The organism is Rathayibacter sp. AY1B6, from assembly GCF_002932755.1.
Lineage (GTDB): Bacteria > Actinomycetota > Actinomycetes > Actinomycetales > Microbacteriaceae > Rathayibacter.
In genome coordinates this window covers 163,206-189,060 of record NZ_PSWL01000002.1, presented here as the reverse complement: position 1 = coordinate 189,060, position 25,855 = coordinate 163,206, and the positions used below count along the sequence as shown (strand labels likewise).

The following is a 25,855-nucleotide window of genomic DNA, read 5'->3' as shown; positions in this document are numbered from 1 at the left end:
GATCAGCGCCGTTCTCGAACTCGCCCTTCTCTCTCTCCGGCTGCGTCCGGACATCACACTGGCGCACAACTTCACCCCCCTGACGGGGCGGTCCGCGGTGTTCATCCAGGACTTCCTCTTCCTGACGAATCCGGAGTGGTTCACCCGGAGGGAGCGCGCCTACTTCTCGCTCATGCCGCTCAGCGTCCGCCGCGCCGATGTGGTCATCGCGAGCAGCGTCGCGGAGTCGCGCCGCATCGTCCGCACGTCGGCCGCGACGAGCGCCGTGCCCGTCGGCCTCGGCCTCAACCGGGCGTTCGCCGCCGCGGAGCCCGTGGCGCCCGCCGGCGTCGACGGCCTCGACGGCTTCCTCCTCGCCGTCGGCCGCCTCAACGCCCGCAAGAACCTCGCGACCACGATCGAGGCCGCTCTCGCCTCGGGGGTGCTCTCCCCCTCCTTCCCGCTCCTCGTCGTCGGCGAGGCCTCCGGCGTGCGCACCGAGTTCCCCCCGGCCGTGAGAGCCGCGCTCGACGACGGCTCGGTGCGCCTGCTCGGGCGGATCGAGACGGAGGAGCTGCGCTGGCTCTACGAGAACGCCGCGCTGTTCCTCTTCCTCACCCTCGACGAGGGCTTCGGCCTGCCGACCCTCGAGGCCCTGGCCTGCCGCACGCCGATCCTCGCCAGCGACATCCCCGTGTTCCGCGAGATCCTCGGCGAGCACGCCCGCCTGGTCGACCCGCGCGACGTGCCGGCGATCGCGGCGTCGATCCGCGAGCTCGTCGCCGACCCGCCGGAACAGCTCGATCCGGCTCCGGTGCTCGAGTACTACAGCTGGGACGCCGTGGTCGCCCGGCTGCGCGCCGCGATGGTGGCGGTGCTGCCGTGAGCGGGCCGTCCGTGTCGATCGTGATCGTCACCTACAACAGCATCGGCGTCATCCGCTCCTGCCTCGACGCGCTCGCCGGCCGCGACGAGAGCGTCGAGATCCTGGTGGTCGACAACCTCTCGCGCGACGAGACCGTCGCCGTGCTGCGCGCCGGGTACCCGGACGTCCGGGTCGTCGAGAACACCGAGAACGCCGGATTCTCGCGGGCCGTCAACCTCGGCGCCGCCCACGCCACCGGCCGCCACCTGCTGCTGCTGAACCCGGACGCGCAGATCTCGGCGGAGGTCGTCGGCTCGCTCGCGTCACTCCTCGACAGCGATCCGACGATCGGCGCCGTCTCCCCCCTCCTCGAGAACGAGGGCGAGGACGTCGTGATCGTGGCCGCCGGCCACGCCCCCACGGTCCGCCGGATGCTCCTGCACCAGACCGGCCTCTCCCGCCTCGGCCGGCGCTTCCCCTCCTTCGAGGGCCACTACCTGTTCGCTGCCGACCTGCACGGCAGGCCGCGCGACGTCGACTGGGTGAGCGGCGGCTGCCTGATGATCCCGCTGGCCGTCTGGGACCGCATCGGCGGCCTCACCGACCGCTGGTTCATGTACGCCGAGGACGTCGAGATCTGCCTCCGCCTGCGCGCTGAGGGCCTGCGCGTGGTCCTGGATCCGCGCCTGCACGCCCTGCACGCGATGGGCGGCTCCTCGAGCGGCGTCGACGGCCGCGTCGGCACCGCCTGGATCGTGAACCTCTTCGACCTCTACGGCTGGCGGATGGCGCGCTCGGACCTGCAGCAGCAGGTCTGGCGGGCGGTCGTGCTCGCGGGCATGGCGTCGCGGATGCTGGTGTACCGGCTGTCCGGGCTGCGATCCGGGCGCGCCGCGGCGTCGGCCGGCCAGCTGCGGCGCTACGGGATCTACCTGCGCGCGCTGCGGGCCGCTCCGCTGACGCGCGACCGCGAGCCGCTCGCCTGACGGCCCCGCTGCGCCCGGAGCTCCCCGCGCGCACCCCCGGCCCGCGATCGATCCGTCACGAACGGTCGCCTCCGGCCGCGCGTGGCGACCGTTCGTGACGGATCGGATCCGGCACTCGCGGAGCGAGACGCGGCGGCGCGGTCGGCCGAAGGATGCGCGGGTGGCGCGCTGCGTGCGCCACAAGCCGGCCGGTCTCCGCAGGGGTGCGGCGCCCTGCGGTGGAACAGCCTTGTCCCCGACATGGCGTCAGCACTGCGGTCGCGGGCATCACGTCCGCCGTCCTCGTGACCGCCGTCGGTGCGGGGCAGGAGGACCCGGTGGGCGTGATCCGGTGGGAAGCGACGGGCCTCGGGTCCACCGGCTCCCCCTCGGCGGATCACCTCGGCGGGGCCCGGATCGGAACGGCGATGAACGGACTCCTCCCGGCGCGGACGGCAGCGACCGGCGGCGTGGCCCCTCGCAGCCGGACGACCGCTCCCGGCCTCCGCTCATCGGCGCCTTTCTGATGTCGGAGGAGGAAGGGACTCGCCGCCTGCGCCCCTGGCTCCTGTTCGGGGCTGTCGTCGCCGCCGCACTCGTCGTCCTCTGGCTGCTGATGACCGCGTTCCCCGCGTCGTCGGACCGGCTCTTCCTGATCGGCAGCCCGATCCTCATCCTGGGCGCCGCGCTCGGAGCGAAAGGGCTGCAGCGGCGGGGTACCGGGCGGCGCGAGGAGGAGCCCTAACCGGGCCGGTGGCCGTCCTTCGGCGGCTCCCGCGACCGGGTGTGGCGCCCGGACGCGGTCTACGGACGCGCGATCCGGCAGCGGGCACGGAGAAGGGGGCGGCCGCCCCGGGTCGAGCCCGGAACCGCCGCCCGCTCCGTCGCCGCTACTCGCCGGTGCCGCGGTACGCCACCCGGAAGGTCTCCCGGGTCCCGTCCGGTGCGGTCGCCGTCACGCGGAACGAGCCCGACGGCACCCGCGAGAGGTGCGTGTCGACCGAGACCGTCTTCGTGCGGCCCGCCGCGAGCGAGGTGACCTTCAGCTCACCGAAGGCCGTCGGGATGCTGAGACGGACCGGCGTGCTCCCCTCGTTCGTCGCGGTGGCGGTCAGCACGACCGAGCCGCCGCGCTTCACGCCGGTGATCGTCACGTCGACGTCGACCCGGGTCGCCGGGGCGACGACGGTGACGGCGGGGAGGAGCCGGCTGACGCCTCCCGAGACCGCGGTGATCGAGACGGCACCCGTGCCGGGACCCGCCGTGGCCGCGGGGAGCGGAGCGGAGCCGTCGGCGCCGGTCGTCGCGGCCGCGGTCGTGCCTCCGTCGGCGAAGCGGGCCGGACCCTCGATCGTGTAGGCGACGTCCGCGCCCGCCACCGGCTCGCCGGCCGCGTTCGCCGCGGTGACTCCGAGGCCGATGATCGCCGCTCCGGTCTCGACGGTCTGCGCCGTGCCCGCGGGGGTCAGCGAGGCGACCGCCGCGGGGTCGGTGAACATCGACGGCGTGAGCGGAGTGACCGTCAGGCCCTCGAGGCGCGCCGTCCCTCCGGAGGAGAGGAGCGAGACTCCCGTGCTGCTCGGATCGGGGAAGACCTGGTCGGTGATCGTCGCGCGGCCGCCCTGCGCGAACGTCTCGACAGAGGCGTGATCGACGTAGAGCTCGAGGTGCAGCTTCCCGTCGTCGAGGGCCACCGGCGCGGTCTCGACCGACGGGAAGTCGGCGTCGAAGCCGACGTCGCCCGAGCGGGTGCGGTCGACGCTCAGCTGACCGGACGCGACGTCGTAGGTGATCGGCGTGCGCTGGGAGCCGTCAGCGGAGTTGCGGACCGAGAGTCCGAAGGAGTCCGCGTCCCCGGCGCTGAAGGTGGCGTCGAGCTTGTAGACGCTGCCCTCGGCCGCGGCCGGGAGTGCGGTCTCACCGTCGGCGATGTCCGTGCCGCCCAGCGTGAACGCCTCGTCGCCGCGCTCGAGGGCCGCGGTCTGATCGACGACCTTCTGCACGAGCTTCGGGGCGCCGTCGACGGTCTCGAGGGCGAGCTCGCGCGGGAGCGCCATCGCTCCCCGCCAGGTTCCGGTGGGGACGGCCTCGCCGTACTGCCAGTTGTTCATCCACGCGATCATGATCCGCTTGTCGTCGGGCGCGTTGTCGAAGGTGACTCCGGCGTAGTAGTCGCGGCCCCAGTCGAGCCAGTCGTAGTCGACGAGGCGGCTCTGCGCGGGCTCGCCGGACAGCATGAACTGGTCGGCGAGGATGTGGCCCCAGCCGGCGCGGTTGTTGTCGACGACCTGCAGGTGCGCCGTGCGGCCGGCGAGGTCGGCGACGTCCCAGCTCTTCCAGTCCAGCGACTCGCTGTCGCTGCCGGTCGCGGTGCGGACGATCTCCCCGTCGACGACGAGGTTCACGCTCGTCTCGTTCGAGCGGACCTGCGCCGGAGCGTCGGCGAGCACGATGTGGTCGACGGTGAGGTGGCCCCAGCCGCCGGTCGCGTCGTCGACGACGACGATCCGCGCCGCCTTCCCCTGGTAGGCCGAGACGTCCCAGCTCTTCCAGTTCAGGGCGCCGTCGTTCGTGCCGGCGGTGGTCTGCACGACCTCTCCGTCGACGACGAGCTGCACCTCGAGGGTCTGGGGGTCGCCCTCGGGGCGGAAGCCGCCGCCGACGAGCATGCTCACGTGGCTCCTGTCGATCGTGAACTCCGGCGAGGTCAGAGTGCCGAGGTTGTCGTCGCCCTTCGGTCCGCCGTCGAAGGTGTTGATCCGCTTCTGGCCGAGGAAGAACTCGCCGCCGCTGGTCGAGGGGTTGGTGCCGCCGGCGAGGTCGCCGGTCACTGCCCAGCCGTTGTCCGCGAGGCCCTGCTGGTCCGGGAACTCGAAGCCGTCGAAGAGCAGCTCGCTCCCGGCGGGCGGGTCGTTGGCGAGCTGCGTGCCGTCGACGTGCGGGTGGTTCCCGCCGCCGACGAGGAAGTTCAGGTGGTCCTGGTCCACCGTGAAGTCGGGCGACTCCATCGAGCCGACCGGCCAGTCGCCGTCGTTGAACCCGTTGATCAGTCCCGTCCCGGCGAAGCCGGTGACGGTCTGCTGGCCGTCGATCGGCCCGGTGGCGGGAGTGGAGGCGAAGGGCCCGTTCTTCCAGTTCCCGGGCTCGTTGTCCACGGTCCAGCCGTTGTAGGTGCCGTCGTCGAAGCCGGCGAGGGTCGTGCCCTCGGGGAGGGTGTCGGAGCCGACGGTCGACTCCGAGGTGAACGTGGTGCCGTCGAAGTCGCCGACGAAGTACTGCCCGCCGGAGCCGCCGCCCACCGCTCCCGGGTTGAGGTTGACGACCATCACCCACTTGACGTTCGTGGGGTCGCCGTCGACCGCCAGCGGGAAGAGGTCGGGGCACTCCCAGACGCCGCCGGTCGCGTTCGCCGGGCCGAACTCGCTGAGCTCGGTCCAGTTCTTCAGGTCTGTCGACTTGTGGAGGAGGACCTTGTGGTCGTCCGCCTCGACCGTGACGACGACCCAGTAGGACGACTCCGGGGTGCCGCCGTCGTACCAGAACACGTGCGGGTCGCGGAAGTCGTTCTGGTCGCGGTCGATGACGGGGTTGCCGTCGTACTTCGTCCAGGTCTGCCCGGCGTCGGTGCTGTAGGCGAGGGCCTGCGCCTGCTCCCCCGTCTTGTAGGCCGCGGTGTACATCGCGACCAGCGGCGGGTTCTCGGCGGTGCCGAATCCGGAGGTGTTGTCCTTGTCGACGACGATTGAGCCGGAGAAGATGTCCGACTCCGCGTCACCCGGGATCGCGAGCGGCTGCTCGGTCCAGTGCGTGAGGTCGGTGCTGGTGGCGTGGCCCCAGCTCATGTTCCCCCAGCGCGTGCCCTGCGGGTTGTACTGGTAGTAGAGGTGGTAGACGCCCTCGTAGTAGACGAGACCGTTGGGGTCGTTCATCCAGTTCTTCGTCGGCGAGTAGTGGACGGCCGGTCGGTAGGTCTCGGCGGCCGCGTCGAGTGCCGCGGCGCGGTCGAGCGGAGCCGCGGAGACGGCGGGGACGGAGAGCCCGCCGCCGACGAGGCAGAGCGCGGCGGCGACGGCCACCAGGCCGCCGCGCCGGGGGAGCGAGCGATGAGGAGAAAGCACGGAAGAACGCCCTTCGTTGCGCGTGTCACGAGTGACAACGTTGTCAATTGCTGGGCAATCTACGGACTGTCCTCCGGACAATTCAAGAGAGGCCTGGGAGAAAGATCAGATCCCGTCCCACCGCTTCTCAGTCGGGGCAGGGCACCTCGCCGGAGCCGCGGGCGATCAGCTCGGTGGGGATCACGAACGTCTGCGCCGGGTCGTCCTCGCCGTCGAGGCGGAGGAACACCCGCTCGGCGGCCGTCCGCCCGATGACCGCGGGGTTCTGCGCGATGACCGAGACGGCGGGCTCGAGCAGCTCGGCCAGGGGGATGTCGTCGAAGCCGATCAGGGCGACCCTTCGGTGCGCGCCACGACGGCGGAGCGCGGCGAGCACGCCGATCGTGATCAGGTTCTGCCCGCCGACGATGGCGGTCGGCGGCACCTCGAGGTCGAGCAGAGCGGTCGCCATCTCCTCCGCCGCGTGCTCGTCGTGGGCGCCGTGGCGCACGTACGCGGGCGGCACCGGCAGGCCGAGGCGGCTCATCTCCTCGAGGAAGCCGCGCTCCCGCTCCTGCGCGGTGAAGATCTCGGGCCGGTCGCCGAGGAACGCGATGCGGCGATGCCCGAAGGAGGCGAGGTGGCCCACCGCGCGGGCGATGCCGGCGGCGTTGTCGGTGATCACCGCGTCCGCCGTGATGCCCGAGGGGATGCGGTCGACGAACACGGCGGGCGTGCCGCGGTCGACCTCGACGCCCAGGTAAGCCTGGCTGGGCGCGACCGTGGTCAGGATGAGCCCGTCGACGCGCCGCGAGACGAACGCGTTCACCGAGGAGCGCTCGCGGGCGGGGTCGTCGTCGAGGCTCGAGGCGAAGACCGCGACACCGCGCTCGTTCGCGAGATCCTCGACGGCACGGTGGAGAGCACCCGAGAAGGGGTTCGCCACGCTGCCGACCAGCAGGCCGAGGGTGTTGGTGCGCCCGTTGGAGCGGCGGAGGTTCCCGGCGTGCAGATCCGGCTGGTACTGCAGCTGCGAGGCGGCGGCCTGCACCCGCTCGATCGTGGCGGCCGACACGTTCGGCTCGCCGTTGATGACCCGGGAGACCGTCTTGATGCCCACGCCGGCCAGAGCGGCGACGTGCTTCATGGTCGGACGGCGGCCTGCACCGGCGCCGCTTCGATCTGACAACGATGTCACGGTCTGGTCTCGCTTTCTGGAGGATCGCTTGACCTTAGCGCCAGCAACCCGATAGACCTACCTCTGACATCGTTGTCGGGAGGCTGCTCCCGCCTTATGAACAGGACTTTCAATGACGAACCGTTCCCCTCGCCTCACCCGGTACATCGGCCTCGGCTCCGTCGCGATCCTCGCGGCCCTGGGCATGACCGCCTGCTCCAGCTCCGGTCCCGGCTCGTCCGACGCCGGCTCCACCGCCGGCAGCGGAGACGGCGTCGGCGTCACCCTCATCGTCAAGACGACGACGAACCCCTTCTTCGTCGCGATGGAGGACGGCGCCAAGGAGGCGGCCACCTCCGCCGGCGTGAACCTCACGCTCGCCGCGGGCAAGGAGGACGGCGACGAGGACACCCAGATCCAGGCCATCGAGAACGCGATCTCGAAGGGCGACAAGGGCATCCTGATCACCCCGAACGGCCCCTCCGTCGTCGACGCCATCCAGAAGGCGCGCGACGCCGGTCTCTTCGTGATCGCCCTCGACACCGCGCCCGACCCCGCCGACGCCGTCGACATCACCTTCGCCACCGACAACTTCAAGGCCGGCGAGGCCATCGGCGAGTGGACCGCCGCGCAGCTCGACGGGAAGAAGGCGACCATCGCGATGCTCGACCTCTTCGACGACAAGGTCGTCTCGGTCGACTACAACCGCGACCAGGGCTTCCTCACCGGCATGGGGATCGACGTCGCCGACGACCAGACCAACGGCGACGAGGCGAAGACCGGCAGCTACAGCGGCGGCGACTACGAGATCGTCGGCAACGAGGCCACTCAGGGCGCCGAGGACGGCGGCCGCACCGCCATGGAGACGCTCCTGTCCAAGAACCCCGACGTGAACGTCGTCTACACGATCAACGAGCCCGCCGCCTACGGCGCCTACCAGGCCCTCCAGGCCGCGGGCAAGGAGAAGGACGTCCTGCTCGTCTCGATCGACGGCGGCTGCGCCGGCGTGAAGAACGTCAAGGAGGGTCTCATCGGCGCCACCGCGCAGCAGTACCCGGTGAAGATGGCCCAGCTCGGCGTCGAGGCGATCGCCCAGCTCGCCGAGGACGGCACCAAGCCCAGCACCAGCGAGGGTCTCGACTTCTTCGACACCGGCTCGCAGCTGGTGACCGACACCCCCGTCGACGGCCTCGACAGCATCACCTCCGACGACGCCGCCGGGATCTGCTGGGGCGAGTAGCCCACCGCGGACGGGGCGCTCCGGCGCCCCGCCCTCCTCCTCCCGCTCCCAGCGACTCCAGAAAGGCCATCGTGGCTCAGAAGACCACCGACCCGAATCCGCCGACCTCCGCACTCGACCTCGCGAGCGAGTTCCTCGACCGCCGCACGCCGCTGGACCGCGTCCGCGGAGTCCTGCACCGCTATCCGGCCGTCAGCCCGGCGGTCGTCCTCGTCCTGGCGGTCATCGTCTTCGGGCTCCTGAACGACCGCTTCCTCGACCCGTCGAACCTCTCGCTCATCACGCAGCAGGTCGCGGTGGTCGGCACCCTCGCCGTCGCGCAGACGCTGATCATCCTCACCGCCGGCATCGACCTCTCGGTCGGCGCGGTCATGGTCCTCACCTCGATGGTCATCGCGCAGACCGCGACCGAGAACGGGCTCCCGGCGGTCGTCGCCCTGCTCCTGGGCCTGATCGTCGGCCTCGCGGCCGGCGCCTTCAACGGCCTGCTCGTGACGAAGCTCCGGCTCCCTCCGTTCATCGTCACCCTCGGCACGCTCAACATCTTCGTCGCGCTGACGCTCCTCTACTCGAGCGGCTCGACGGTCCGCGGCACCGACATGCCGGCCCTGCTGCCCTCCACCGGCGGCACCTTCGACATCCTCGGCGTCCGCATCAGCTACGGCGTCCTGCTGATGCTCCTCGTCTACATCGTGGTCGCGTTCATCCTCGGCAAGACCGCCTGGGGCCGGCACGTCTACGCTGTGGGCGACGACAAGGAGGCCGCCCGCCTGGCCGGCATCAGCGTGAACCGCGTCCTGATGAGCGTCTACCTCGCCGCCGGCGCGATCCTCGCCATCGGCGCATGGATCCAGATCGGCCGCACCAACGCGGCGAGCCCGAACGCCGGAGCCGACCTCAACCTCGACTCGATCACCGCGGTCGTCATCGGCGGCACCAGCCTCTTCGGCGGGCGCGGCACGGTCTGGGGCACGCTCCTCGGCGCCCTCATCGTCGGCGTCTTCCGCAACGGGCTCTCGCTCGCCGGGCTCGACGTCCTCTACCAGACGCTCGCTGTCGGCGTCCTCATCATCGTCGCCGTCTCGGTCGACCAGTGGATCCGGAAGGTTCGCAAGTGACCCTCATCGATGCCGCGGGCACCGCTCCCGCCGCCGCCCGCACCCCCGTCCTGCAGGCCAAGCGCCTCGTCAAGACCTTCGGCCGCGTGGTCGGGCTCGACGGCGTCAGCCTCGAGCTCTACCCCGGCGAGGTCCTCGCCATCATCGGCGACAACGGCGCCGGGAAGTCGACGCTGATCAAGTGCCTCACCGGCGCCGAGATCCCCGACGAGGGGGAGATCCTCCTCGACGGCCGCCCCGTCTCGTTCAAGCGCCCGCAGGACGCCCGCGGCGCCGGCATCGAGACGGTCTACCAGAACCTCGCCGTCTCCCCGGCGCTCGACGTCGCCTCGAACCTGTACCTCGGCCGCGAGAAGCGCAAGAAGGGGATCCTCGGCTCCGTCTTCCGGATGCTCGACACCGCCGGAATGCGCAAGGAGGCGCGCGCCGAGCTGACCGAGCTGGGCATCTCGACGCTCCAGGACGTCACGGTCCCGGTCGAGAACCTCTCCGGAGGACAGCGCCAGGCCGTGGCCGTCGCCCGCGCCGCCGCGTTCGGCTCGAAGGTCGTCGTCCTCGACGAGCCGACCGCCGCCCTCGGCGTCCGCGAGTCGAACCAGGTGCTGCAGCTCGTGCGCAACCTGCGCGACCGCGGCATCCCGGTCATCCTGATCAGCCACAACATGCCGCACGTCTTCGACGTGGCCGACCGGATCCACATCCAGCGCCTCGGCAAGAAGGCCGCGACGATCACCCCGCAGTCGCACTCGATGACCGACGCGGTCGCGATCATGACCGGGGCGGCGACGGCATGAGCGCCCGCATCCTCTACGCCGAGTTCACGGCGAAGCCCGGCCACGAGGAGACGGTCGCCGGCATGATCGCCGACCTCGCCGTCCTGGTCCGCCGGGAGCCGGGGAACGTCGAGTTCACGCCCTACCGCCGGGAGGACGATCCGGCCCGGTTCTTCGTCTACGAGGTCTACCGCGACGAGGACGCCTTCCAGGCGCACATCTCGGCCGACTACGGAGCCGAGTTCAACAGGGAGCTGGGCCCGCTGATCGTCGAGCCGCACTCGCAGCTCACCTGGCTCGTCGCGGTCTGATCCGCCGCAGAAGCGCACCGTCCCTCCGGGGGCGGTGCGCTTCCGCGTGCCTCGGCTTCTTCCACGCCGACGGGAGCGCCCTCGAGTCCCCCGGCAGCGACCGGATGGTCCGCGTCTCCCGCGAGGACCTGGCGGCCGTGCCGCACGCCGTGGGCGTGGCGGTCGGGGCCGAGAAGACCGCGAGCATCATCGGCGCCGTCCGCGGCGCGCTGATCGACACGCCCGTGACGGACGCCGCCACGGCGGCGGCGGCGGCGGCCATCCTCGCCACCCTCTGAGCGCCGGCCGTCGCTCCCCACTGTCCAGAAGTCGTCGCACTCGACGCCGAATGCGACAACTCCTGGAGGGTCGAGGAGGACGGCCGGCCCGAGACCTCAGAAGTTGTCGCACTCGACACCCGAGTGCGACAACTTCTGGAGAGTCGAGGAGCGGCCGTCCCGCAGCGGCCCGCGTCAGGGCTGCGTGAACGCGACCTTCTGCACGCCGGTGCGCCCGTCGAAAGTCGTCGTCGTGATGCGCATGCTGTACGACCCGGCCGGGGCGACCGCGCCGTTCGTCAGGCGTCCGTCCCAGGCGAGGGTCTGCCGGCCCGCGAGGTGGCGGATCGACGAGGTCAGCTGCTTCGCGACTCCGCCGGACGCCGTGAGCACCGCGACGCTGGTCGTCGCGCCGTCGCCGGTCATCCAGTCGAGCGTCGTCGTGCCGCCCGGGCGGGTGATCCCCGGCGCCGAGACCACGAACGTCGGCGTCCGGCCGAGTGCCGCCGTCGCGTGAGCGTCGGCGACGGTCAGCGGCGTGCTTCCCGCGGTGGTCCGGATCGACGCCGTCGCCCCCGAGACCTGCACCGAGGCCGTCGACGGGCCCGCGGTGAAGAGCGCCTGCACCGTCTCGGTCGGCGTCTGCAGCACCGTCCCGTGCAGGTTCACCCCGTAGTCGGCCGTCACGTCGTCGATCGAGACCGTGCCGGAGGAGATGCCGGACATCGCCTTGTAGACGAACGCGTCCACGAGCTTCACCGGGTAGTCCCACACTCCGTCGCCGTCGCCGCCCGCGTGCGTGTAGTTGGCGTTCAGACCGTCCGAGAACAGCGTCATCTTCTGCCACGGCGAGCCGCCGACGTTGCCGACGAGGCCCTGGAAGGTCTCCCCGGTCGCGTCCTGCAGCTTCAGGTAGACGGGGCTGGTGCTCGCGTCGCCGCTGACCCGGACCGAGACCGCCGTGGGCGACCCGGGGAGGGTGCGCGAGGTGTGCAGCTGCGCGCCCTTCGAGGCGCCGGAGAAGTCGTAGGTCAGCTTCAGCGCGCCCGAGCCGGAGTAGCCGGTCGAGGTCGCGGCGAGCGAGGCGGACCCGCCGCCGATCGGAGCCACGGCCCATCCGCTCGTGGAGGAGAGGTCGTCGACCGTCACCGGGGAGGCGGAGGCGGTCGCGCTCGCCCGGCCGACCGCGGTGCCGGTCGCGAGGACCGCGCCGACCTCCTTCAGCGCCTCGTAGGCGGGCTTCTGCCGTCCGGAGCGCTCGGTCACCGAGAAGGTGTCCAGCGGCGCCTGCGGGTCGGGGCCGCCGACGAGGTTGTACCAGGCGATCGCCTCGATCCCGCGGGCCGCGGCGTCGAGGTAGGAGCGCGAGAGGTACGACGCCTGGTCGGCCTCGCTGGTGGCGCCGGTGCAGGTGGTGCACGTCGCCCAGCTGACCTCGGTGATCCACAGGCTCCGGCCCGGCGCGCTGCGGGCGAGGAAGTTCTGCGCCGCGTCGAGGTAGGTCGGGATCGCTCCGGTCTCGGGCGCTCCGTCGACCGTGTACGTGTGGATCGCGAGTCCGTCGAAGGAGTCGCCCGCTCCGGCCGCCAGCACGCCCGCCATGAACGGGTCGCTGAACTGGTCGAGCCCGCCGACCAGCACCGTCGCGGTCGGGTCCACGGCCTTGATCGCCGTGTACGCGGCCTTCAGCATCTCGCCGTACTGGCCGGCCGTGGCGCCTCCGCGCCAGTAGTAGTCGGTGTTCGGCTCGTTCCACACCTCCCAGACGTGCACGCGGTCCTTGTACCGGGCCACGGTCGCCGCCGCGTACGCCGCGAAGTCGGCGTTGCTGCGGGGCGGGTAGTACTGCGCGTCCTCCGCCGCGGTGCCGGCCGGAGCCGAGGAGGCCCAGGGCGCCGAGTAGGCGAGCTTGCCGATCATGTCGACGTTGCGCGCCTGGCTGATCGCGACGGCCTGGTCGAACTTCGCCCAGTCGAAGAAGCCCTTCCGCGGCTCGACGCGCTTCCACTCGAACTCCTCGCGCGCCCAGCGCACCTGCGCGTCCTCGAGGAGGGCGGCCTGCCGGTCGGCCTCGGCGGGCGAGTCCTGCTCGGTGAGGAAGCTGTTGATGCCGCTGATCGACGTGGGCGACGCCTCGGTGACGCGGGCGCTCACTCCGGTGAGGTAGGGGCGGGTCGCCGTGGCGGCTCCCGAGAGTGCGCCGTCGGCGGTCGTGTCCCAGGTGAGGCGGCCGGCGATGCTGCCGGCCATCGCGGCTCCGCTGTCGTCGGTGCCGTCGTAGGTCGCGGTGATCTCGCCCGCGGCGGCGGCGGTCCCGCCGAAGGTGCGGGTGCGGCCGGCGCTGTCGCGCAGCACCAGGGCGTAGTCGCCGGGCCCGCCCGCGGTGAAGCGGACGGTCGTGGTGGCCGCGTTCTCGCGCGAGAAGCGCGGGGCGCTCGCGGTCGGCAGCGTCCAGTCCTTGTCGAGCACGCGCAGGTCGTCGAGCACGACGGTGCCGGTGGCGGGGGCCGCGGCGCCGTTCCGCACCACGTTGATCCGCACCAGCGAGACCGGGTAGTCGAGCACGCCGTCGTCGTTGCCGAGGTGGGTGTTCGCGGCGGGCGACCGGAGGTCGATCGTCGCGGTCGTCCACCGGCTGAGGCTCATCGCGTCGACCCGGTAGAAGAACATCTCGCCGGTGGCGTCCCGCAGCTTGAGGAACACGGTGTTCCAGCTGCTGTCGCCGAGCAGGTCGACCTTGAGCGCGGTCGCGGGCTGCGTCAGCAGCGGCACCGGAGTCGTCGCGGTCTCGATCTCGGCGTCGGCGCGGGAGAGGTCGTAGGCGATCTTCAGCGCGCCCGAGCCCTCGGTGCGGGTGGCCGAGGTCGAGGGGGTGGCAGTGCCGGCGGCCTGCACCCAGTCGGTCCCGGCGGAGTCGAAGGACTGCGCGAGGCTCGCGTCCGCGTCGATCTCGGCGAGGGTCAGCAGGAGCGGGATCCCGCTGCGGGTGGCGTTCGAGGCGAGAGCGCCGTCGTCCGTCCCGTCCTGCGAGAAGACGCCGCTGACGTCGCCGCGCATGCGGGTCCCGGAGTCGTCCGAGCCGTCCCAGGTCAGGGTGACCGGTCCGGCCGCGGCCGCACGCCCGGTGATCGTCTTCACGCGCCCCTCCTTGTCGCGCAGCTCGAGCCGGTGGTCGCCCGGGCCGGCCGCGGTGAACGAGAACGAGGTGGTCGCCGAGGAACCGGGGGTGAAGAACGCGGTCGCGGCCGCCGGCAGCGACCAGCCGGTGGCGAGGGTGCGCAGGTTGTCGAGCACGACGGTCCCGGTGGCGGGCTGGCTGCCGTTGCGCACGATGATCACGCCGGAGAGCTTCACCGGGAAGTCGAGCACCTGGTCGCCGTCGCCGCCCTCGATCAGCGCGGCCGGGGCGGTGAGGTCGACGTCGATCGTCGCCCACGCCGTCGAGCGCATCGCGTCGAGACGGTAGGTGAAGGTCTCGCCCGAGGCGTCGCGGAGGCGCGTGTAGACGGTGTTGTAGGTGCCGTCGCCCTTGAGGTCGATCCGGAGCGACGAGGCCGGCTTCGCGATCACGGTCGCGGGGGTGCTCTGCACCGTCTCGACCAGGCCCGACGAGACGTCGTAGTCGATCCGCTGGGCGTAGGAGCCCTGGGTCTTCTGCGCGCTGGTGCGCGAGACGGCCGCCGAGCCCATCGCGACGCTCCAGCCCGACGCCGCGCCCTCGAAGCCCTCGACCACGCTGGTCGTCGACGGCTGCGCCGCGGCGACGGTCAGCAGGGTCGGAGTCGCCGAGCGGGTCCGCGTCGCGGCGAACTGCCCGTCCGGGCTCGAGTCCTGCAGGAAGGTGCTGCGGATCGGGCCGTCCATCTCCTGGCCGTCGTCGGCCTTGCCGTCCCACTGCACGGCGGTCTCGCCGGGCTCCGCGAGGGTGCCGGTGAGGGAGCGGCTGCGGCCGGTGCCGTCGCGGAGGACGATCATCCAGTCGCCGGCCGTGGCGGCCGAGAACGCGAGGCTCGCGACTCCGCCCTCAGACGGCACCAGGAACTCCGTGTCGGCGACGGGCATCGTCCACCGGCTGCTCACCGCGCGCAGGTTGTCGAGCACGAGGGAGCCGGTGGCGGACTGCTCGCCGTTGCGCACGACGAAGAAGCCGGTCAGCGTCAGCGGCATGTCCAGCACGGAATCGGCGTTGCCGCCCTCGGCGAGCACCGGGTCCTGGGTGAGGTCGATGGGCACCGTGGTCCAGGTGGTCTGCCGCATCGCGTCCATCCGGTAGGTGAACGCCTCGCCGCTCGCGTCGGCGACGCGGAGGTAGACCGTGTTGTAGCTGCCGTCGCCCTTGAGGTCGACCTTCAGCCCCGTGACCGGGCCGGTGGCGACGTCGAGCGGAGCGGTGCGGGTGATGCCGGCCATGCCGTCGGTGAGGTCGTAGTCGACGGCGAGCGCGTCGGTGCCCTCGGTGCTGGTCGCGCCGCCCTTCGCCTCGGCGGCGGAGGCGCGGCGCAGGGTGGCGGATCCGGTGGCCACTCCCCAGCCGGCGTCTCCGCCGTCGAAGGCCTCGACCACCGAGGTCGCGTCGGGGTCGTCGGCCGCGGCCAGGGTCAGCAGGAACGGGACGCCGGTGGTCGTCGCGGCGCCGAGGGAGCCGTCGGCCGAGTCGTCCTGGCGGAGCACCGCGCGCACGTCGCCGGTCATCGCGGCTCCGGAGTCGTCGCGTCCGTCCCAGTCGACGGCGACGGGGCCCGCCGCGGCGGCCGTGCCGGTGAGGGTGCGCGAGAGGCCGGCGGCGTCCGCGAGACGCAGCTCCCAGTCGCCGGCCGCGCCGGCGTCGAACGAGAGCGCGGAGCTCTGCCCGGCGGCGAGATACGTCGACGCGGCGACGGGGAGGGTCCAGCCGGTGGTGTCCGCGCGCAGATCGTCGAGGGCGAAGGTGCCCGCGGGCGGCTGCTCGCCGTTGCGGACCACGAGGACGCCGGCGACGGTGAGCGGCGCGTCCATGACTCCGTTGCCGTCGCCGCCGTCGCGGGCCGCCGGCTCCGCAGTCAGGTCCACGGTGAGCGTCTGCCACTGGGTCGAGCGCATCGCGTCGACGCGGTGGACGAAGGTCTCGCCGCTCGTGTCGCGGATCCGCAGGTAGACCGTGTTGTACGAGCCGTCGCCGCGGAGGTCGACGGTCAGGGCCGAGGCCGGAGCGGGGACGACGGGCGCCTCCAGCGGCTCGAAGCCGAGCTCGGCGAGCCCTCCGGTCACGTCGTACGAGACCTCGAGCGACGAGTCGCCCTCCGTGCTGTCGTCGGAGACGGCCGTGGAGGCCGTGCCGGTCACGGCCGTGAGCGCGGGCGAGCCGCTCTCGAAGCCCGTGACGGGAGTGGTGCCGGGAGCCGCGGCCAGCGCGGTGCTCGGCACCGTGAGCAGGCCCGCGACGAGAGCGGCGGTGACGAGGAGGACGGTTCGGGCACGGGACATGGGGCACTCCGCTGGGCGTCGGATCGAGGATCGAACGCTCGCCTGGGGGTGGTGGCGAGCCGGTCGCATCGACGACCTGCGCGTCACGCTAGGACCGGCTGAGGGGCTCCGAGGGGGCGCAGAGGAAAGCTCGATTCAGCCGCACTCGAAGAGGGGTGGCGGGCCGAGGCGGATCCCCTCGGGCGATATCACGAGGGCCGATCCGCGCGCCAGCCCTCGCAGAGAGGGCAGACGGGGTGCTGAGGGGAACGCTATCGGGTGCGGCGCCGGAACGCACGCATTCCTTCGTGCGAATGCTCTCAGGTCCAGTCGAGGGCGGAGCGCTCGGCCCAGTAGCCGGCCGGATCCACGGCGAGCGCCGGGAGGTCCGCGAGCTCCAGGGGCCGCGCGCGCAGGTTGGCCCGCAGCTGCTCCGGAGTCGCCGCGCCGCTCAGCACGACGTCGGCCCAGGGCTGCGCGAGGGCGGCCCCCAGGGCGACGGCGTCCGGCGCGGCACCGGCGTGCTCGATCGGGTGCGCGACGAGTCTCCCGTTGGCGAGGGCCTCCTTGACCACCACCAGCCAGCCGTCGTCGTGCGCCGCGGCGAGCGCCGGGCCCGCGGACTGCTCGAGCGGGTTCCAGGTGCTCTGGACCGCGCTGAACGGCGACTCCGGGATCGCGCGGGCGAGCTCGATCACGCGCGCCTGCTCGGGGCCGCTCGTCGAGAGGCCGACGCGCACTCCGGAGCCCGCGAGGCCGCGCAGGCGGTCCAGCAGCGGGCGGTCGGTGAGGGCCGGGCTCACGGGAGTGATCGAGTGGACGAGGTAGGAGTCGGGCGCCGAGCCGAGCGCGTCGAGCGTGAGCGGCCACTGCCGGTCGAGCATCGCGACCGAGTGCTCCTTGCGCTCGTGGACCGGCGCGTCCATCGCCCACCCGCCGACGTACTCGTAGCCCCACTTCGACTCGATCGTGAGCTCCGCCCGCCGCTCCGGATGCCGGGCGAGCCAGCCGCCGAGGAACTCCTCCGCCCGCCCGTAGGAGCGCGCGGCGTCGAGGAAGCGGACGCCGGCGTCCCACGCCGCGTCGAGCAGCAGGTGCGTGCGCTCGCGCAGCGCGTCGACGCTCCGCTCGGCGGCGGGGCCGAGGTCGTCGTCGCGCCCGGCCGTGATGTACGCCGGCCGGCCCACGGCCGCCAGCCCGATCCCGAAGCGCTGCATCCCGCCCACGGTACGCCCGTCCCGGAGCCGCGGCAGCCGCTAGCGTCGAGCGGTGACCTCCGCCCTCGACCGCAGCATCCTCCGGCTCGCCGTCCCAGCGCTGGGCTCGCTGGTCGCCGAGCCGCTGTTCCTGCTCACCGACTCCGCCCTGGTGGGCCACCTCGGCGCCGTCCCGCTCGCCGGGCTCGCGCTGGGCGGCACGGTGCTGCAGACCATCGTCGGCCTGATGGTCTTCCTCGCGTACAGCACCACTCCGCGGGTGGGCCGGGCCCTCGGCGAGGGCGACGAGCGGAGGGCCGTGGCGGCCGGGATCGACGGCGGCTGGCTGGCCCTGCTCCTGGGCGCGGGCATCGCGGTGGCGGGCGCGCTGGCCGCTCCGGCCGTCGTGGCGCTCTTCGGCGCGGAGCCGGCGGTGGCCGAGGCGGGCGTGCGGTACCTGGCGGTGAGCATGGCCGGGATCCCCGCCATGCTCGGCGTCTTCGCGCTCACCGGGCTCCTCCGCGGCTTCCAGGACACCCGCACTCCGCTGGTGATCGCAGCCGGCGGATCCGCCCTCAACGCCGCTCTCAACGCCGTGCTGATCTACCCGGCCGGCCTGGGGATAACCGGCTCCGCGCTGGGGACGGTGATCGCGCAGTGGGCCATGCTCGCGGCCTACGCGGGAGTCGCGCTGCGGCTCGCCCGGCGGGTCGGCGCACCGCTGCGGCCGCACCTCGCGGGCCTGACCTCCTCCGCGGGATCCGGCGGCTGGATGCTGCTGCGCACCGCGAGCCTCCGCGCGGCGATCCTGCTCGCGGTCGCGACCGCCACCTCGCTCGGGGCGGAGGAGCTGGGCGCCTTCCAGGTGGCGATGACGCTGTTCTCGACGGTCGCCTTCGCCCTCGACGCGGTGGCGATCGCCGCGCAGGCCCTGCTCGGCCGCCTCCTCGGCGCGGGCGACGCCGCGCAGGCGCGTGCGGTCACGAAACGCTGCGTGACCTGGGGAATCGGCGCCGGCGTGGTGCTCGGAGCGCTGGTCACCGGTCTGAGTGGTGTCCTGCCGTACGTCTTCTCCAGCGACCAGGAGGTGCTGCGGCTGCTGCCCGCGGCGATCGCGGTCGTGGGCCTCACCGCCCCGCTGGGCGGCTACGTCTTCGTGCTCGACGGCGTGCTGATCGGTGCCGGCGACGGCCGCTACCTGGCGTTCAGCGGCCTGTCGAACCTCGCCGTCTTCGTCCCGCTCGCCCTGCTCGCGCCCGCCGCGCCCGCCGAATGGCGCCTCCTCGCGCTCTGGCTCGCCTTCGCCGTGGGCTTCCTCGGCGCCCGCGCGATCACCCTCGGCCTCCGGGTCCGCAGCGACGTCTGGCTCCGCTGACCCTGCCCTCCCCCCTGTGGAGAAACCTGTGGACAACTCCGCTCAGCGCGGCGGAGCGCTCGTGTTCCCGCGGTGGAAGACGGCGTGGAAGCAGACCGCCTCCGCCTCCTCGTCGGCGAGGAGAGCGACCGCCGCCCGACCCGCCGCGCGGCCCTTCTCGACCGCCGGCTGCGCCATCGTCGTCAGGTCGTACTCGGCCGCCAGCCCGGGCACCTGGACGCCGTCGAAGCCGACCACCGAGAGGTCCTCGGGCACGCGCAGCCCGCGCTCCTCGGCCGCGAGGATCACGCCCGCGGCGAGCAGGTCGCTCTGCGCGACGACCGCGGTCGGCCGCTCCGCCCCCTCGAGCAGAGTGCGCCCCGCGGCGACCCCCTCGTCGACCGAGCTGGCGGCGGCCGCGACGACCGACGCCTCCGGGAAGACGTCCTGCACGCCCAGAAGGCGGTCGACCGGAGTGATGCTGGGGCTCGCGCGCCAGCCGGCCGGGATCGCGCCGCGGCGGCGGTCCTTCGCGAACGGGAGCGAGACCACCGCGACCCGCTCGTGGCCGAGGTCGCGGAGGTGCTCGGCCAGAGTGCGGCTGGCCTCGCGGTTGTCGAGCGAGATCACGGCGCCGCCCAGCTCCGAGAGGCCCTCGACCACGACGACCGGCACTCCCCGGCGGCGGAGCACGGCGACGGAGTCGTCGACCGACGGGCTGCAGCCGACCAGGATCATCGCGTCGACCGGGGCGGTCGCCAGCAGGCCCGCGCCGTCGCCCGTCTCGGTGAGCAGCAGGATCCCGGCGTCGACCCCGCCGAGCACGTCGGCGATCCCGTCGAGCATGGCGATCTTGATCGGGTCGCGGAACGCGTGCAGCATCCGCTCGTCCACGACGACCCCGACGATCCCCGAGCGGCCGCGGCGGAGCGAGCGCGCCCGCGGGTCGGGGCCGGCGTAGTCGAGCTCGGACGCCGCGCGCAGCACCCGCTCCTTCGTGGCCTCCGAGACGGGGCCGGAGCCACTGAAGACCAGCGAGGCGGTGGAGGGCGACACTCCGGCCCGGCTCGCGACGCGGGCGAGCGTCGGCCGGGGGCTCTTGCGGGGTTCCACGTTCCTCCTCGTGGGGGCGGCGCGCTCGTCGTCGGTTGACCGTCCCCGGGGTTCCGGATAGCTTAGACCGGCTCGCTTCGAATCGATTCGACCGTGCCTCTCGATCCGGTGTCCGGATCCCGCCCGCACCAGGAGAACCGCCATGACCTCGACGTCCGCGCTCACGCGCCCGCAGCTGGTCGCCTGGCGCAACGCCGTCTTCACGATCTTCGTCCTCAGCGGGATCTCGATCGCCACCTGGGTCTCGCGCACCCCCGCCATCCGCGACGAGCTCCAGCTCTCGACCGCCGGAGTGGGCCTGCTGATCCTCTCGATGTCGATCGGCGCGATCGTCGGACTCGCGTTCTCGACGCCGGTCATGGGCGCGATCGGCGCCCGGCGCGGCATGGCGCTCGGCCTCACCGTCTCGGCGGCGGGCCTCGCGGTGCTGGGCGTCTCGGCCGACGTCATCGGCGTCCTCCCCGCCGCCTTCGCCGGCATGGCGATGCTCGGCTTCGGCAACGGAGCGGTCGACGTGATGATGAACGTCGAGGGAGCGGCCAACGAGAAGGCCTTCGGCAAGACGCTCCTGCCGCTGTTCCACGCCTTCTTCAGCCTCGGCACCGTGGCCGGCGCGCTGATCGGCGCGGGCGCCTCCGCCCTCGCCGTCCCCGTCGCCGTCCACCTCGGCGCGATCGCCGTGGTGATCGCCGTGACCGCGGTGATCGCGATCCGCTTCGTCCCGGTCCGCGAGGAGCTCGACACCTCCGGCGCGGCGACCACGGTGAAGCCGCCGGTCCGCGAGCGCGTCGCCGCCTCCCTCGGCGTCTGGCGCGACGGCCGCCTCGTCCTCATCGGCCTGATCATGCTGGGCATGGCCTTCGCCGAGGGCTCCGCGAACGACTGGCTGACTCTCGCGATGGTCGACGGCCACGGCACCGACAAGACCACCGCCGCCGTCGTGTTCGGCGTGTTCGTCGCCGCCATGACCGTCGGACGCGTGATCGGCGGGCCCGTGCTCGACCGCTTCGGCCGCGTCCCGGTGCTGCGCGCCTCCGCCGGGCTGGCGATCGTCGGCATCCTGCTGTTCATCCTCGCCCCGGTCGACGCGCTCGTCGTCGTCGGCGCGGTCGCCTGGGGCCTGGGCTGCTCGCTCGGCTTCCCGGTGGGCATGTCTGCCGCGGCGGAGGGACCGCACTCGGCCGCCCGCGTCAGCGCGGTGGCGATGCTCGGCTACGTCGCGTTCCTGGTCGGACCGCCGGCGATCGGCTTCCTCGGCGAGCACTACGGCCTGCTGAACGCCCTCTTCCTGGTGCTGGCCCTGGTGGTCGTGGCCGGGCTCGCCTCCCCCGCCGCCCGCAGCCGGCGGAGCTGACCGCCGCGCTCCACCCGCCTCCGCAAGCCCCCGTGGGGCCGAGGCGCCCCGGCGCGCCTCCCCCTAGGCTTCCCAGCACGACGGCGGAGGGGGAGCGGATGCGGTATCGAGCGCGCGACGGCGCCCTGCTCCACGTCGACGAGCACGGAGCCGGTCAGGGGCGGCCCTTGGTGGTCGTTCCCGGCGAGCCGGAGCGCCACCCCTCCTACCTCGGCTCGTTCGCCTCGATCGCCTGCACGCGCCGCGTCCTCGTGCTGCACCCGCGCGGAGTGGGCGGCTCCGCGGAGCTGCCTCCCGCTCCCCCGGCCACGACGGCCGCCGACGTGGAGGACCTGCGCCGCCACCTCGGCGTCGACGAGCTCGATCTGGCCGCGCACGACTCCGGATGCCGCGCCGTTCTGCTCGCCGCTGTGGACGCGCCCGAGCGCGTCGCCCACCTGCTCCTGATCGCCCCGGGCACCGCCTGGCTCGGGATCGACGACCGGGCTCCCGGCCCCCGCGCGGAGCACACGGCTCCCGCGGGCTCCCACGGCACCGCGGCGATCCGCGACGCTCTGCAGCGCCTCGACTGCCCCGCGGTCGTCCTCGGCGGTGAGGACGACCCGGTGACCGGCGTCGCCGCCCTCGAGGCGCTCACCGCGCTCCTGCCGCAGGCGAGCCTGGCCGTCATCGAGTCGAGCGGCCACCACCCGTGGGCGGAGGCGCCGGCCGAGTTCGCCGTCGCGCTGCGCGCCGCGCTCTCGGTGCCGCCGCCCGCTCCTCCGCTCGGCCGCCGGCCTCCCGTCGCCGCGCGCTGAGCCGGGAGCCCGCCGGAGCCGCGCCGTCTATCCTCGACGGGTGCGTCTCGTCATCGCGCGCTGCTCCGTCGACTACACCGGCCGTCTCAGCGCCCACCTCCCGCTCGCCACCCGCCTCCTGCTCGTCAAGGCCGACGGGAGCGTCCTCATCCACTCCGACGGCGGCTCCTACAAGCCGCTGAACTGGATGAGCCCGCCCTGCACGCTGATCACGGGCGAGCCCGACGAGGAGGCGCGTGCCGCGGGAGTCGCACAGCAGTGGACCGTCGCGCACCGCAAGACCGGCGACGCTCTCGTCGTCTCGATCCACGAGGTGCTGCACGATTCGGCGCACGAGCTCGGCGTCGATCCGGGACTCGTGAAGGACGGAGTGGAGTCGCATCTCCAGCGCCTTCTCGCCGAGCAGATCGGCCTCCTCGGAGAGGGGCACACTCTCGTGCGGCGCGAGTACATGACCGCGATCGGCCCGGTCGACATCCTCGCCCGCGATTCCTCGGGAGCCGCCGTCGCCGTCGAGATCAAGCGCCGCGGCGAGATCGACGGAGTGGAGCAGCTCACCCGCTATCTCGAGCTGATGAATCGCGATCCGCACCTCTTCCCGGTGACGGGAGTCTTCGCGGCTCAGGAGATCAAGCCGCAGGCGCGGACCCTCGCCGAGGACCGCGGAATCCGCTGCGTCGTGCTCGACTACGAGGCCATGCGCGGCACCGACGACTCGCACACGCGCCTGTTCTGACGGGCTCGGCGACAGGCACGCCGAAGGCCCCCGCGATCGGATCACGGGGGCCTTCCGCTCACCGGGCGCGAGGCCCGGGAGCGCGGCGTCTCACCGGGCCGGGGCCCGGCGGCCGCTACTTGTGGGCGGCCTGGTAGGCGGCCTGGACCTCGGAGGGGATGCGTCCGCGGTCGGAGACGGGGTGGCCGTTGGCGTTCGCCCACTCGCGGATGGCCTTGAGCTGCTTGGGGTCGCTCTTGGAGGCGGTGGCGACGCTCGTGGCGGCCGCGGGGCGCGAGCCGACGCGGCGGGCGCTCGAGACGAACTTCTCGAGGGCCGAGTGGAGCTCGGCGATGTTGTCGGGGCCGAGATCGATCTCGTAGTTGGCGCCCTCGATGCTGAAGCGGACGGTACCGCCGTCACCGGAATCGATAGGGGTTCCGTCGATATCGTCGACAAGCGTGATCTTCTGGGCCACTTTTCCTCCTGGAGTTCGTGGGACCGGACTGTCTCGACCCGGACCGGGAGAGACATTACCCCTTTTCACAATCGTGTGCGCCATGAATGGCGCCATTCGTCGCTTTCTCGCGCCATGTCGAGGGGACATGTTCAGGATAAGCGGAGGCAATCACGACGGAATCGAGCTCTTCGCCATCAGCCGTCGAATAGAGGACACGGTGTCCGTACGCGGCCGTAACGATTCCGGACACCGATCGCGCGCATTCCCGGGAACCGGTCCCGGCGATTCCGATCACGCCCCGGTCTTCGTTAGCGTGGAGTCATGGCACGACGAGGCGGACCCCCTGCACGCCCGGCGCGACCCGGTCCGTACCGCAATGCCCGGGCCCGGGACGCACTGGAGGCGCTCGTCGCCGCTCCCACCGCCGAGGCCGTCGACCGGCTGCTCGAGGCCTGCCTCGACGGCTCCCTCGTGGTCGACGTCACGGGATCCCGGCCCGGAGGCGTGCCGCACGTCCGCACCGTCGCGACGACCACCGGCGAGCAGGTCCTGCCGCTGTTCACCTCCACGGACGAGGTGCGCACCGCGGTCCCCCGGCAGCAGCATCCGCGGGTGCAGATGCTGGTCCTCCCCGGGCGCGAGGCCTTCGCGCTGATCCGCACCGCCGACTTCGTCGCCGTGCAGCTCGACCCCGGCTCGATCGCCCAGGTCGTCACCCGTTCGTTCGTCGAACGGGCTCTGGACGCCGAACGGCCGTAGAGTGTGGCCCCCGGCGGGGCAGCGCCGGCGTCACCCCGTCCTCCGAGGTCAGGAGCCCGCCATGTCCGACACGACCCTCGCCGCCACCGGCCTCGACGCGCGCGCCGGCACCTGGTCCTGCATCCTGTTCGACCTCGACGGCACGATCACCGACTCGGCCCCCGGGATCACCGGGACGCTCGTCGAGACCTTCGTCGAGCTGGGCCGCCCCGTGCCCGCTCCGGCCGAGCTGCTGGCCTACGTCGGCCCTCCCCTGCTCGAGGCGTTCCGCGAGCTCGGCGGGATGACCGTCGAGGAGGCGCAGGCCGCGCTCATGGTCTACCGCCGCCGCTACAACGCGGGCGGGCTCTTCGACTCCTCGGTCTACCCGGGGCTGCCCGAGGTGCTGGCGCGCATCGCCGAGGCCGGCGTGCCGCTCTCGCTCGCGACCTCCAAGCCGGAGTCGGCCGCCACGCGCATCCTCGAGCACTACGGGCTGGCGCAGTACTTCACCGTGATCTGCGGCGCCTCCGAGGACGAGGTCCGCAGCGCCAAGGCCGACGTCGTGGAGGAGGCGCTGCGCCGGCTCCGCGAGCTCGGCGTCGACCTCTCGGCGCCGGTGATGGTCGGCGACCGCGAGCACGACGTGCAGGGCGCCGCCGCCCACGGCGTGCCGACGATCATGGTCGAGTGGGGCTACGGATCGCCGCTCGAGGCGGTCGGGACGATCGCGCTGGTGTCCGGTGCCGAGGAGCTCGCGGACCTCCTGCTCCCGTGACCTGCGTACGATGAGGGCATGACTGGTCTGGGCGTCGTCCTCTCGTTCGTGCTGTTCCTCGGCGGGATCCTCGTTCTCGGCAACTCGTTCCTGCTGCCCGACATCGCCGGATTCCTCTTCGTCGGCGGCATCCTGATGATCTCGGGATCGCTCGCGGTCGCGTTCCACGTCCTGCCGAAGTCGCAGTAGCCGGGTCGCGACCGGCCGGGCGGCCGCCCCGGCGGCCCGCCGCTCCACTCAGCCCAGCGTGCTCGCGTCGAGGTTGACGACGGCGTCGATGTACACGGCCTCGCCGGCCCCGGCGATCCTCGGGTTCATCCGGAGCAGCTGCTGCACCGGTATCCCGAAGCGCTGCGCGATGTCGAAGAACGTGTCGCCCTGCACCACGGTGTAGCTCACGATGTCGCCCTCGCCGTCGCGGGTCGGCTCGCCGTTCGCCCCGGGGACCGCGCCGTTGTCGACGGCGAAGGCCGTCTCGGGGATGTCCGGTGTCGCGTTCGGCGTGAAGGTGACCGTCGCCTCGGGGACCGGCGCGAAGACCGTGGCCGTCGACTGCGGGAGCGCCGCCGTGACGGTCGGGTCCGGCACCGGGGTCGGCGTCGCCGTGGCGAACACGGTGACCGTGACCGTGGGAGCCGGAGCGGGCGCCGAGCACCCCGCGAGCGCGAGCACCCCGGCCAGTGCCGTCGCTCCGATGACCGTCCTGCGCATGTCCCCCGCCCTCCGCGCGCCCCGCGGCGCCTGCTCCACCCTAGGAGACGCACGCGGCTGCGGACCGCGTCAGGACGGGGGCTCGGTGAGCAGGCGCAGCCCGCCGCCGCTGTTCGCCGCGTCCATCAGGAGCTCGACCCAGGTCGGGTTGATCGTGGGCTGGCGGCTCCCCGCGAAGTGGAACTGCAGGGCGATGTTGGGGTTCATCCAGAAGGAGTGGCGGCCGCGCGCCCCCTCGGGCATGGAGTCGAGGGTGAGGCTGAAGCGCTCGTCGCGGCGGAATTTCGCGTAGATCACGATCTGGAGGTGGGCCAGGGTCCGGTCCTCGATCTCGATGACGGCGGGAGGAGTGCCGTAGAGGAATTGACCCATGCCGCCAGACTATAGGCCCCTCGGCTTATTACTAGTCCGTCTA

Annotated in this window: 23 protein-coding genes; 15 read left to right on the top strand and 8 right to left on the bottom strand. The window is 72.7% G+C overall.

Translation table 11 applies throughout. The annotated features are described in order from the left end of the window. Positions 1-97 precede the first annotated feature (97 nt). The 3 genes from C5D08_RS16850 to C5D08_RS01825 all read left to right on the top strand — a co-directional run bounded on the left by C5D08_RS16850 (position 98) and on the right by C5D08_RS01825 (position 2,554). Positions 98-865: a glycosyltransferase family 1 protein gene (locus tag C5D08_RS16850; RefSeq protein ID WP_181110129.1), complete on the top strand. Its 768-nt coding sequence runs from the start codon at positions 98-100 to the stop codon at positions 863-865. A gap of 11 nt (positions 866-876) precedes the next feature. Then, positions 877-1,830, top strand: coding sequence for a glycosyltransferase family 2 protein (locus tag C5D08_RS01840; protein ID WP_181110127.1), 954 nt, complete (start codon positions 877-879; stop codon positions 1,828-1,830). A 505-nt stretch (positions 1,831-2,335) separates the two neighbouring features. Then, positions 2,336-2,554 (top strand): hypothetical protein, encoded by a 219-nt coding sequence (locus tag C5D08_RS01825; protein WP_104275538.1) that lies wholly within the window; start codon positions 2,336-2,338, stop codon positions 2,552-2,554. A gap of 145 nt (positions 2,555-2,699) precedes the next feature. On the opposite strand, the gene C5D08_RS01820 is transcribed toward C5D08_RS01825, so the two are convergent. Together C5D08_RS01820 and C5D08_RS01815 are read right to left on the bottom strand one after the other, a co-directional pair. After that, a complete protein-coding gene (locus tag C5D08_RS01820) occupies positions 2,700-5,927 on the bottom strand; it encodes a GH32 C-terminal domain-containing protein (RefSeq protein ID WP_258067205.1) in 3,228 nt (1,075 codons plus the stop codon). A 127-nt stretch (positions 5,928-6,054) separates the two neighbouring features. After that, positions 6,055-7,053, bottom strand: coding sequence for a LacI family DNA-binding transcriptional regulator (locus C5D08_RS01815; RefSeq protein WP_104275537.1), 999 nt, complete (start codon positions 7,051-7,053; stop codon positions 6,055-6,057). 163 nt (positions 7,054-7,216) lie between these two features. Between C5D08_RS01815 and C5D08_RS01810 the strand changes: the two genes are divergently transcribed. The 5 genes from C5D08_RS01810 to C5D08_RS01790 all read left to right on the top strand — a co-directional run bounded on the left by C5D08_RS01810 (position 7,217) and on the right by C5D08_RS01790 (position 10,803). Further along, on the top strand, positions 7,217-8,323 hold the full coding sequence (locus C5D08_RS01810) for a substrate-binding domain-containing protein (protein ID WP_104238959.1): 1,107 nt from the start codon (positions 7,217-7,219) through the stop codon (positions 8,321-8,323). A gap of 71 nt (positions 8,324-8,394) precedes the next feature. Next, a complete protein-coding gene (locus C5D08_RS01805; RefSeq protein ID WP_104275536.1) occupies positions 8,395-9,441 on the top strand; it encodes an ABC transporter permease in 1,047 nt (348 codons plus the stop codon). Beyond that, entirely contained in the window at positions 9,438-10,235 is a 798-nt protein-coding gene (locus tag C5D08_RS01800) for an ATP-binding cassette domain-containing protein (protein WP_104250284.1), read from the top strand. The genes C5D08_RS01805 and C5D08_RS01800 overlap by 4 nt, the downstream gene beginning before the upstream one ends. Continuing rightward, positions 10,232-10,525 carry a putative quinol monooxygenase gene (locus tag C5D08_RS01795; protein ID WP_104250283.1) on the top strand — a complete coding sequence of 98 codons (294 nt, stop codon included), beginning with the start codon at positions 10,232-10,234 and terminating at the stop codon, positions 10,523-10,525. Before C5D08_RS01800 ends, C5D08_RS01795 begins: the two co-directional genes overlap by 4 nt. Beyond that, positions 10,507-10,803 carry a sugar-binding domain-containing protein gene (locus C5D08_RS01790; RefSeq protein WP_104275535.1) on the top strand — a complete coding sequence of 99 codons (297 nt, stop codon included), beginning with the start codon at positions 10,507-10,509 and terminating at the stop codon, positions 10,801-10,803. Before C5D08_RS01795 ends, C5D08_RS01790 begins: the two co-directional genes overlap by 19 nt. Before the next feature lie 174 nt (positions 10,804-10,977). Here the strand turns inward: C5D08_RS01790 and C5D08_RS01785 are convergent, their stop codons facing one another. After that, positions 10,978-16,245: a FlgD immunoglobulin-like domain containing protein gene (locus tag C5D08_RS01785; protein ID WP_104275534.1), complete on the bottom strand. Its 5,268-nt coding sequence runs from the start codon at positions 16,243-16,245 to the stop codon at positions 10,978-10,980. A gap of 299 nt (positions 16,246-16,544) precedes the next feature. Further along, positions 16,545-17,441 carry an aldo/keto reductase gene (locus tag C5D08_RS01780; protein WP_104275564.1) on the bottom strand — a complete coding sequence of 299 codons (897 nt, stop codon included), beginning with the start codon at positions 17,439-17,441 and terminating at the stop codon, positions 16,545-16,547. 52 nt (positions 17,442-17,493) lie between these two features. Here C5D08_RS01780 and C5D08_RS01775 point away from each other — a divergent pair, with 52 nt between their 5' ends. Beyond that, on the top strand, positions 17,494-18,795 hold the full coding sequence (locus C5D08_RS01775) for an MATE family efflux transporter (RefSeq protein WP_104275533.1): 1,302 nt from the start codon (positions 17,494-17,496) through the stop codon (positions 18,793-18,795). Positions 18,796-18,837: 42 nt separating this feature from the next. Here C5D08_RS01775 and C5D08_RS01770 read toward each other — a convergent pair whose 3' ends face one another. After that, positions 18,838-19,887 carry a LacI family DNA-binding transcriptional regulator gene (locus C5D08_RS01770; RefSeq protein WP_258065025.1) on the bottom strand — a complete coding sequence of 350 codons (1,050 nt, stop codon included), beginning with the start codon at positions 19,885-19,887 and terminating at the stop codon, positions 18,838-18,840. Between the two features lie 142 nt (positions 19,888-20,029). On the opposite strand from C5D08_RS01770, the gene C5D08_RS01765 reads away from it, so the two are divergent. From C5D08_RS01765 to nucS, 3 genes are all read left to right on the top strand, one after another. Continuing rightward, positions 20,030-21,241: an MFS transporter gene (locus C5D08_RS01765; RefSeq protein ID WP_104225755.1), complete on the top strand. Its 1,212-nt coding sequence runs from the start codon at positions 20,030-20,032 to the stop codon at positions 21,239-21,241. Between the two features lie 98 nt (positions 21,242-21,339). Then, positions 21,340-22,038 (top strand): alpha/beta fold hydrolase, encoded by a 699-nt coding sequence (locus tag C5D08_RS01760; RefSeq protein ID WP_104275532.1) that lies wholly within the window; start codon positions 21,340-21,342, stop codon positions 22,036-22,038. Between the two features lie 40 nt (positions 22,039-22,078). Further along, complete coding sequence (gene nucS, locus C5D08_RS01755; protein ID WP_104275531.1) at positions 22,079-22,774, top strand: endonuclease NucS; 696 nt, start codon at positions 22,079-22,081, stop codon at positions 22,772-22,774. A 115-nt stretch (positions 22,775-22,889) separates the two neighbouring features. On the opposite strand, the gene C5D08_RS01750 is transcribed toward nucS, so the two are convergent. Next, the gene (locus C5D08_RS01750) at positions 22,890-23,231 is read right to left on the bottom strand and encodes an Lsr2 family protein (RefSeq protein ID WP_181110125.1); all 342 of its coding nucleotides are present in this window, start codon (positions 23,229-23,231) and stop codon (positions 22,890-22,892) included. 303 nt (positions 23,232-23,534) lie between these two features. On the opposite strand from C5D08_RS01750, the gene C5D08_RS01745 reads away from it, so the two are divergent. From C5D08_RS01745 to C5D08_RS16845, 3 genes are all read left to right on the top strand, one after another. Beyond that, entirely contained in the window at positions 23,535-23,972 is a 438-nt protein-coding gene (locus C5D08_RS01745) for an SseB family protein (protein WP_104275530.1), read from the top strand. Positions 23,973-24,033: 61 nt separating this feature from the next. After that, complete coding sequence (locus C5D08_RS01740; RefSeq protein WP_104275529.1) at positions 24,034-24,729, top strand: HAD hydrolase-like protein; 696 nt, start codon at positions 24,034-24,036, stop codon at positions 24,727-24,729. A gap of 18 nt (positions 24,730-24,747) precedes the next feature. Further along, positions 24,748-24,918, top strand: coding sequence for a hypothetical protein (locus C5D08_RS16845; RefSeq protein ID WP_159911733.1), 171 nt, complete (start codon positions 24,748-24,750; stop codon positions 24,916-24,918). Positions 24,919-24,966: 48 nt separating this feature from the next. Here the strand turns inward: C5D08_RS16845 and C5D08_RS01735 are convergent, their stop codons facing one another. Further along, positions 24,967-25,440: a LysM domain-containing protein gene (locus tag C5D08_RS01735; RefSeq protein WP_104275528.1), complete on the bottom strand. Its 474-nt coding sequence runs from the start codon at positions 25,438-25,440 to the stop codon at positions 24,967-24,969. A 69-nt stretch (positions 25,441-25,509) separates the two neighbouring features. After that, positions 25,510-25,812 (bottom strand): hypothetical protein, encoded by a 303-nt coding sequence (locus C5D08_RS01730; RefSeq protein ID WP_068250131.1) that lies wholly within the window; start codon positions 25,810-25,812, stop codon positions 25,510-25,512. Positions 25,813-25,855: the final 43 nt, after the last annotated feature.

Bases quoted from the DNA above. Each gene is read 5' to 3' on its own strand.
- C5D08_RS01760 (WP_104275532.1), top strand. From the start codon at position 21,340: ATGCGGTATCGAGCGCGCGACGGCGCCCTGCTCCACGTCGACGAGCAC.
- C5D08_RS01735 (WP_104275528.1), bottom strand. From the start codon at position 25,440: ATGCGCAGGACGGTCATCGGAGCGACGGCACTGGCCGGGGTGCTCGCG.
- C5D08_RS01825 (WP_104275538.1), top strand. From the start codon at position 2,336: ATGTCGGAGGAGGAAGGGACTCGCCGCCTGCGCCCCTGGCTCCTGTTC.
- C5D08_RS01815 (WP_104275537.1), bottom strand. From the start codon at position 7,053: ATGAAGCACGTCGCCGCTCTGGCCGGCGTGGGCATCAAGACGGTCTCC.
- C5D08_RS01785 (WP_104275534.1), bottom strand. From the start codon at position 16,245: ATGTCCCGTGCCCGAACCGTCCTCCTCGTCACCGCCGCTCTCGTCGCG.
- C5D08_RS01795 (WP_104250283.1), top strand. From the start codon at position 10,232: ATGAGCGCCCGCATCCTCTACGCCGAGTTCACGGCGAAGCCCGGCCAC.
- C5D08_RS01780 (WP_104275564.1), bottom strand. From the start codon at position 17,441: ATGCAGCGCTTCGGGATCGGGCTGGCGGCCGTGGGCCGGCCGGCGTAC.
- C5D08_RS01740 (WP_104275529.1), top strand. From the start codon at position 24,034: ATGTCCGACACGACCCTCGCCGCCACCGGCCTCGACGCGCGCGCCGGC.
- C5D08_RS01730 (WP_068250131.1), bottom strand. From the start codon at position 25,812: ATGGGTCAATTCCTCTACGGCACTCCTCCCGCCGTCATCGAGATCGAG.
- C5D08_RS01765 (WP_104225755.1), top strand. From the start codon at position 20,030: ATGACCTCGACGTCCGCGCTCACGCGCCCGCAGCTGGTCGCCTGGCGC.
- C5D08_RS16845 (WP_159911733.1), top strand. From the start codon at position 24,748: ATGACTGGTCTGGGCGTCGTCCTCTCGTTCGTGCTGTTCCTCGGCGGG.
- C5D08_RS01810 (WP_104238959.1), top strand. From the start codon at position 7,217: ATGACGAACCGTTCCCCTCGCCTCACCCGGTACATCGGCCTCGGCTCC.
- C5D08_RS01745 (WP_104275530.1), top strand. From the start codon at position 23,535: ATGGCACGACGAGGCGGACCCCCTGCACGCCCGGCGCGACCCGGTCCG.